This window comes from Mycobacterium sp. TH-M15 (genome assembly GCF_057473705.1).
This window is the reverse complement of record NZ_JBYCLB010000478.1, coordinates 1-6,568: the sequence shown is the minus strand read 5'-3', so window position 1 is coordinate 6,568 and position 6,568 is coordinate 1. Positions and strand designations below refer to the sequence as shown.

The 6,568-nt window shown below is 69.9% G+C and carries 7 protein-coding genes and 1 pseudogene; 2 read left to right on the top strand and 6 right to left on the bottom strand.

Annotated features, from left to right (window positions below; genetic code table 11):
• Nucleotides 1–403: 403 nt before the first annotated feature.
• A complete protein-coding gene (locus tag AC2VNT_RS11640) occupies nt 404–1,024 on the bottom strand; it encodes a hypothetical protein (protein WP_486947004.1) in 621 nt (206 codons plus the stop codon).
• 107 nt (nt 1,025–1,131) lie between these two features.
• Nucleotides 1,132–1,788, bottom strand: a complete 657-nt coding sequence (locus AC2VNT_RS11635; RefSeq protein WP_486947003.1) for a DedA family protein — start codon at nt 1,786–1,788, stop codon at nt 1,132–1,134.
• Nucleotides 1,789–1,855: 67 nt separating this feature from the next.
• Here AC2VNT_RS11635 and AC2VNT_RS11630 point away from each other — a divergent pair, with 67 nt between their 5' ends.
• Nucleotides 1,856–3,517, top strand: a complete 1,662-nt coding sequence (locus tag AC2VNT_RS11630; protein ID WP_486947005.1) for an acyl-CoA synthetase — start codon at nt 1,856–1,858, stop codon at nt 3,515–3,517.
• Nucleotides 3,518–3,530: 13 nt separating this feature from the next.
• Here the strand turns inward: AC2VNT_RS11630 and AC2VNT_RS11625 are convergent, their stop codons facing one another.
• From AC2VNT_RS11625 to AC2VNT_RS11610, 4 genes are all read right to left on the bottom strand, one after another.
• Nucleotides 3,531–3,746 (bottom strand): ribbon-helix-helix domain-containing protein, encoded by a 216-nt coding sequence (locus AC2VNT_RS11625; protein ID WP_486947002.1) that lies wholly within the window; start codon nt 3,744–3,746, stop codon nt 3,531–3,533.
• Nucleotides 3,747–3,815: 69 nt separating this feature from the next.
• Complete coding sequence (locus AC2VNT_RS11620; protein ID WP_486947001.1) at nt 3,816–4,625, bottom strand: enoyl-CoA hydratase/isomerase family protein; 810 nt, start codon at nt 4,623–4,625, stop codon at nt 3,816–3,818.
• A 55-nt stretch (nt 4,626–4,680) separates the two neighbouring features.
• Entirely contained in the window at nt 4,681–5,532 is an 852-nt protein-coding gene (locus tag AC2VNT_RS11615; protein ID WP_486947000.1) for a class I SAM-dependent methyltransferase, read from the bottom strand.
• A gap of 71 nt (nt 5,533–5,603) precedes the next feature.
• Complete coding sequence (locus AC2VNT_RS11610) at nt 5,604–6,203, bottom strand: DUF2249 domain-containing protein (RefSeq protein ID WP_486946999.1); 600 nt, start codon at nt 6,201–6,203, stop codon at nt 5,604–5,606.
• A gap of 52 nt (nt 6,204–6,255) precedes the next feature.
• On the opposite strand from AC2VNT_RS11610, the pseudogene fdxA reads away from it, so the two are divergent.
• Nucleotides 6,256–6,516 (top strand): annotated as a pseudogene (gene fdxA / locus AC2VNT_RS11605) (ferredoxin); the annotation flags it as partial.
• Nucleotides 6,517–6,568: the final 52 nt, after the last annotated feature.

Genomic DNA, 6,568 nt, shown 5'->3' with positions numbered 1-6,568 from the left:
GGTTTCTTCCGGGACGTCGCAGATGGCAGAGTAGGTGAACACGTGGGATCCTTTGCTGCGGAGCGGGTTTCTTCGTCGAAACCGATCCTTGAGCAAGAACCCCACGCCCCGACCTCACGACACGCCGGAAACTCTAGTCGCGCCAACCCCACACACCCCAAGTGAGAAAACCTCATTGGGATTGGTGGATTCCGTTAATAATGGTGGTGTTCGAGGCTATTTTGCTCGCCCGCTACGTCCGTGACAGCATGCGTCGCAATGAGAATGTATGGCGCGCCTTCGGCAAGGCGCCGGTCCAGAGAATCCTCCTTGTATTCCTCGTCGTACTCATTCTCGCCCTGCCGGCGACGCATGCGCCCACCTCACCAGCGCACCGTAGGACGGCCCGAACGGTGCGTGCCGCTCAGACCAGCTCCGGTGCGCTCAGGTGCGCGATCGCCAGGTCGAACTCGCCGACCTCGGCCACCCGGGCGCCGGCGTCGTTGACCACTTGAGCCCAGATCGTCTGGTCGGCTTCCCGGCTGGCCAGCAGCGCCGCCCAGTCGTCGAAGCTCACCGACGACACCGCCCGCCCGGACGCCCGGTCGACCAGCAGGCTGGCGCTGCAGAAGCCGTCGACATCCTGCAGTTCGGGCAGCAGGGCCAGCTTGCAGGTGTCCACGAACCGGTCCATCTGGGCCGGGTCGGTCTGCAGCCAGGTGACCCGGACACCAGCCGTCCGGCGGGACGGGCGGTGCCGGCGCAGCATGGCGATCTCCCAGCGCGCGGTGTCGGCGGTGGCGTGAAAGACCTTGGCCGCGTTGTCGTGCAGGGCCAACGCCGCGTCCTCACTGGCCCGCATCGCGTCCTGATCAAGCCACGACGACGTGACGATGCACCGGCCGCCGTCCCGGTCGACCAGCATTGACAGCCCGGTGCACCCGTCCATGCCGGCCAGCGCCGGCATGACCACGTCGCGGACATGGGCGACACCGTCGTCGATGAACGACGGCCGCGCGAAGATGGTGGATGAGCGTGCGTACATATTCGCGCCTCCGTGTGATCGGGGCGACGCCCCGGCGGCGCCGCCGGTCTTCCTACCACCTTCCTCCGGTGTCGCCGATTCGACAACGGTTACCGACGAGTCAGGTTTCACCCGGTGGTCGGGTCTTCCTCGCGGTGCCGCTCGCCGGCCAGGTCGGCGATCGCCCGGCCGAACCGGTCGCGCAGCAGGATCGCCGCGCCCACTCCGACCACGATCGCGACCACCAGCGCCACCCAGGAGAATCGGGCCAGCCAGCGCTCGGCGGCGACCCCGGCGAAGTAGACCAACGCGGTGGTTCCGCCGGCCCAGCACACCGCCCCGGAGACGTTGGCGGCCAGGAAGCGCCGGTAGCGCATCTTCAGCGCCCCGGCCAGCGGGCCGGCCAGGATCCGCAGCAGCGCGATGAACCGGCCGAAGAACACCGCGCCGGTTCCCCAGCGGGCGAACAACCGCTCGGCCAGCGCGACATGCCCGGGCCCGAAATGCCGGGGGAAGCGCCGGCCCAGCTGGTCGAAGAGCGGCATGCCGAACCGACGACCGAGCGAGTAGCCGAGCGAGTCGCCGATCACCGCGCCGACCACCGCCGCGACACCGACATCGACCGGGTTGACGGCCAGGTTGTGCCGGGCCGACAGCAGCGCTGCGCCGACCAGCATCACCTCGCCGGGCAGCGGGATGCCCAGGCTCTCCATCCCGATCACCGCGCCGACCACCAGGTAGACCAGCAGCGGCGGGATCGACTGCAGCAGGGCGTCTACCGTCATGCCGTCAAGCATGCCTGACCGGTCACCGGCTAGGGTGAACGCCGCCGGTGACGAAGAGGAGCGGCAAGTGGAGTTCAACCTCGCCCAGGTGTTCTCGGCGGTGGCGGCGGCCGATCCGAACGGCGACTGCATCGTCTTCGGCGACCGGCGGTTCAGCTACGCCCAGACCGAGGAGCGGTCTCGTCGGCTGGCCCGCGCCCTGCACGAGATGGGGCTCGGGGTGCGTCGGGAACGCGCCGAGCTGGCCGGCCACGAGTCCGGCCAGAGTCATCTGGGGCTGTATCTGGCCAACGGCAACGAGTACCTGGAAGGCATGCTCGGCGCCTTCCACGCCCGCGTCGCCCCGTTCAACGTCAACTATCGCTACGTCGCCGACGAGCTGGTGTACCTGCTGACCGACGCCGCCGCCGAGGCGCTCATCTACCACGCGCGGTTCGGCCCCACGCTGGCCGACGCGTTGCAGCAGGCCGGCGATCGGCTGCCGTCGTCGATGCCGTTGATCCACGTCGACGACGACTCCGGCAACGCCCCGCTGCCCGGCGCGGTCCGCTACGAAGAACTGCTGGCCGGCACCGCCGCCGATGCGCTGGACCTGACCCCGTCGCCGGACGACCTGTACCTGCTCTACACCGGCGGCACCACCGGCATGCCCAAGGGCGTGCTCTGGCGGCAGCACGACATCTTCCTCGGCGCGATGGGTGGGCGCGAGTTCGGCACCGGTGCGCTTCCGGTCAGCCTCGACGAGGTCGTCGCCCGGGCCGCGCACGGCGGGCCGGGATCGATGACGGTGGCGCCGCTGATGCACGGTGCGGCGCAGTGGGCGGCGTTCACCACCGTGCTCGGCGGCCGGCCGTTCGTGATGTCGGCGACCACCGATCGGTTCGATCCCGCCGAGACCTGGGAGATCGCCGGCCGGGAGCGGGTGATCTCGCTGTCGATCGTCGGCGACGCTTTCGGTCGCCCGCTGGCCGACGCGCTGGAAGCCGGCGGCCCGGACCTGGTCCAGCAGCTGTCCGGGTTGTTCGTGCTGGCCAGCGGAGGCGCGCCGCTGACCGCCCCGTTGAAGGAACGGTTCCTGGAGCTGCTGCCGCAGCTGACCATCCTGGACGCCGGCGGCTCGTCGGAGACCGGCGCGCAGATGGGCCAGAGCACCAGCCGCGACCAGGCTTCCACCGGCCGGTTCACCCCGAACCCGGGTGCGGTGGTGGTCAGCGAGGACATGATCCGCATCCTTGACCCCGGCGACGACGAGATCGGCTGGCTGGCCCAGCAGGGCCAGGTGCCGCTCGGCTACCTGGGAGACCCGGCCAAGACCGCCCGGACCTTCCCGGTGATCCAGGGCGTCCGGCACTCGGTCCCCGGCGACCGGGCCCGCTGGGACGCCGATGGCGGCATCGAGCTGCTCGGCCGGGATTCGATGACGATCAACTCCGGCGGCGAGAAGATCTTCGCCGAGGAGGTCGAGGCCGCCGTCGCCCGGCACCCGAGTGTCTACGACGTCATCGTGGTGGGCCGGCCCAGCGAGCGCTGGGCCAACGAGGTGGTCGCGGTGGTGCAGCTGGCCGATGGCGCACCGGCTGACGGGGACGCGATCATCGCCGAGGCGGCCAACCACATCGCCCGCTACAAGCTGCCCAAGGCGGTGGTGTTCCGGCCCGAGGTGCAGCGCTCCCCGTCGGGCAAGCCCGACTACCGGTGGGCCAAGGAGCAGGCGATCGCGGCACAGTGAGCCGATCGCCGAGTCACGGCAGGACGGCGAAGCGCCCACCGCGGAGTGGGCGTAGCACGGCGAAGTGCCGGCGATCGAGGGTCGCGATCGTCCGTGGTGGCTTGACCCCACACACCTCCGCCCGGACCGATTCGCGGATCGTCTCGGCTTCGGACCCGCCCCGCTGTCTGGCGACGCGCGTCAGCGCCGGCTGGAGGTCGTCCGGCAGGTAGACCGGCGTTTTCTCCACCGACGCGTGGTACCACCGGTGCGCCGGCGCAAGCGCACCGTCGACGTGCTCGGCAGCGGGCAATCGCCGTCAGTCGCGAGCGACGAACCGTGGCTTGCGCTTCTCCCGGACCGCGGCAAGCCCTTCGGGGACGTCCGGCCCGCTGAAGCCGAGGAACTCCAATCCCAGCGCGGTCTCGAAGGCGGGCGCGAACTGTCGGTACCAGTGGTTGAGGCTGTGCTTGGTGAACCGGATGGCGTCCTGGGCCCCGTGCGCCAGGTCGTCGGCGATCCGGCTGGCGGTGGTCAGCACCTCGTCGTCGTCGACGCAGAGCGAGACCAGGCCGATCCGTTCGGCCTCCTCGCCGCGCAGCGTCTCGCAGGTGAGCAGGTAGTACTTCGCCTTGGCCATTCCGACCAGCAGCGGCCAGCAGATCGCCGCGTGGTCGCCGGCGGCCACCCCGAGCTTGGTGTGGCCGTCGATCAGCCGCGCGGTGCGCCCGGCCACCGAAATGTCGGAGAGCAGCGCCACCACCAGGCCGGCGCCCACCGCCGGGCCGCCGATCGCCGAGACGACCGGCTTGGCGAAGTTGACCATGTTGAGCACCATGTCGCGGGCCTCGCGCAGCACCTCCATCCGCCCGCGGTAGCTACCGATGGTCTTCTCGATCAGGTCGAAGCTGCCGCCGGCCGAGAACGCCTTGCCCTCGCCGCGCACCAGCACGGCTCGCACCGAGTCGTCCCGGTCGATCGCCGGCCACACGTCGGCCAGGTCGCGGTGCATCTGCGGGCTGACCGAGTTCAGGCCGGGCGCATCCAGCACCAACTCCAGGACGCCGTTGCCGCCGGGTTCCAGTCGCAGGGCGGGGAAAGCCGAGTAGTCCGCTGAGTTGTGTGCCATGGTCTTGTTTCTACCCGACTTCGGCGGCCGCCATGGTGCGTCTAACGACACCCGTTCAACAGCAGCCTTTGCCCTTGGACACCGCCGGGTTGGCGCCGCCGCCGGGCTTGTGCGCGATGATGCCGACCGCGGCCAGTCGCCGACGGTGTGCCCGAAACGTCCGGCGCATCCCGAGCACCCGGCGCCGGGCGTCGCGGTGGACAAGCAGGTTCTTGACGAAGCGCAGCGCGCCGGCCAGCCCCTCGTCGGCGATCAGCCGGCGCGGCTCCAGCAGCGCCATCGGCGCGGTGCTGACCAGATCCACCGCCAGTTCGTGCTCGGCCAGCAGGTACATCCACTCGGCCACGGTCAGCGGGCGGGCGTTGACCCGGATCGACGTCGCCAGCGCGTGCTGGATGTCGGTCTTGGCCTGCTCGTCGATGCTGTTGGGGGTCAACGCCAACTCGGGGATGGCGTACCGGCCGCCGGGGCGGAGCACCCGGGCGACCTCGGCGACGATCGCTTCCTTTGCGGCGTCGCTCTGGATGCTCAACAGCGCTTCGCCGACAACGACATCCGCGCTGCCGTCCGGTAACCCGGTGGCCGCCGCGTCGGCGACCCGCACCTGGCCGCCGCTCTCGCCGACGATGCTCTGCACCGTGCGGGCAGCGTCGGGATCCTGCTCCGCACCGACGTACGACTTCGGCTCACGGGCGAGGATCTCCGGGGCGGTGCGGCCCATGCCCGGGGCCAGCTCCAGCACGTCGGAGCCGGGCAGATCGGCCCGCTCCAGCAGGCCGCGGGTCATCTCGATGCCGCCCGGTCGCAGCACCCGCTTGCCCAGCCGGGCCAGCAGCCGGTGGCCCTGCACGGTGGCGTCGTCGCGGTCGGCGGCGGGCAGCGCTCCGTCCACTCGGGTGTCGGCCATCAGCCGGCCGCCATCAGGTTTCTGCGGACCGGCCATCAGCCGGCCGCCATCAGGTTTCTGCGGACCGGCCATCAGCCGGCCGCCATCAGGTTCAGGAACTGCCGCTTCTGGTTGACGGTCAGGTAGCGCAGGCCGTCGCAGCCGGCGCTGAACTGCCGGCGGGACCGCTTCGGCATGAACAGCAGTGCGCCCGGCGTCAGCTCGATGGTGCCGAGTTCGGTGTGCAACTCGCCGCCGCCGGAGAGCACGTGGATCAGGGCGTCCATCTCCGGGCCGGTGTGCATCCCGGTGTCGGCGTGGGCGGCCAGCGAGGTGACGTCGGCGTCCAGGTCCCGGCCCTGCACCTCCAGTTTCCAGACCACCCCCGCCGGATCGGGCTCGACGCCGTCGCCGGTGCTGGTGGTGTCGGTCAGGATCCACGGCAGTGCGGTCGACGACAGCCGGGAGATCTTCGTCCGCCAGAGCGCACCGCGCTCGGCGCCCTTCTCCAGGTACTCCCAGCCGTAGCTGCCCGGGTGCTCACGTTCGAACTCTTGCCGCAGCGGCTCCGGTTCGTGGTCGTTGAGCAGCACGAACGACTCGCCGACGGCCAGTTTGGCGAAGGTGGCGAAGATCGTCTTGTGCTTCTCCGGCTTGGGGAGTACGCGGGCGTCGAGTTCGGTCTCCGGCATAAGGGTCTACCCTTCTAGTTTCTACAAAATAACTTGTGTAAACTCTACGCCCATGGCATATGTGATCGGGAAGCCGTGCGTTGACGTGATGGACCGGGCCTGCGTGGAGGAGTGCCCGGTCGACTGCATCTACGAGGGTGGTCGCGCCCTCTATATCCATCCGGACGAGTGTGTGGACTGTGGGGCCTGCGAGCCGGTCTGCCCGGTAGAGGCCATCTACTACGAGGACGACCTCCCGGATGACCTGCAGCCCCCTCTGGAGGACAACGTCGAGTTCTTCGCCGAGTCTCTGCCGGGCCGCGACGAGACGCTATGATCGCCTGGCGGTGACGACAAGATCGTCTCGGTCGGTATCGACTCCCCGC

Coding starts and splice junctions, on each gene's coding strand:
- AC2VNT_RS11615 (WP_486947000.1), bottom strand. CDS start 5,532: ATGGCCGACACCCGAGTGGACGGAGCGCTGCCCGCCGCCGACCGCGAC.
- AC2VNT_RS11640 (WP_486947004.1), bottom strand. CDS start 1,024: ATGTACGCACGCTCATCCACCATCTTCGCGCGGCCGTCGTTCATCGAC.
- AC2VNT_RS11620 (WP_486947001.1), bottom strand. CDS start 4,625: ATGGCACACAACTCAGCGGACTACTCGGCTTTCCCCGCCCTGCGACTG.
- AC2VNT_RS11610 (WP_486946999.1), bottom strand. CDS start 6,203: ATGCCGGAGACCGAACTCGACGCCCGCGTACTCCCCAAGCCGGAGAAG.
- AC2VNT_RS11635 (WP_486947003.1), bottom strand. CDS start 1,788: ATGACGGTAGACGCCCTGCTGCAGTCGATCCCGCCGCTGCTGGTCTAC.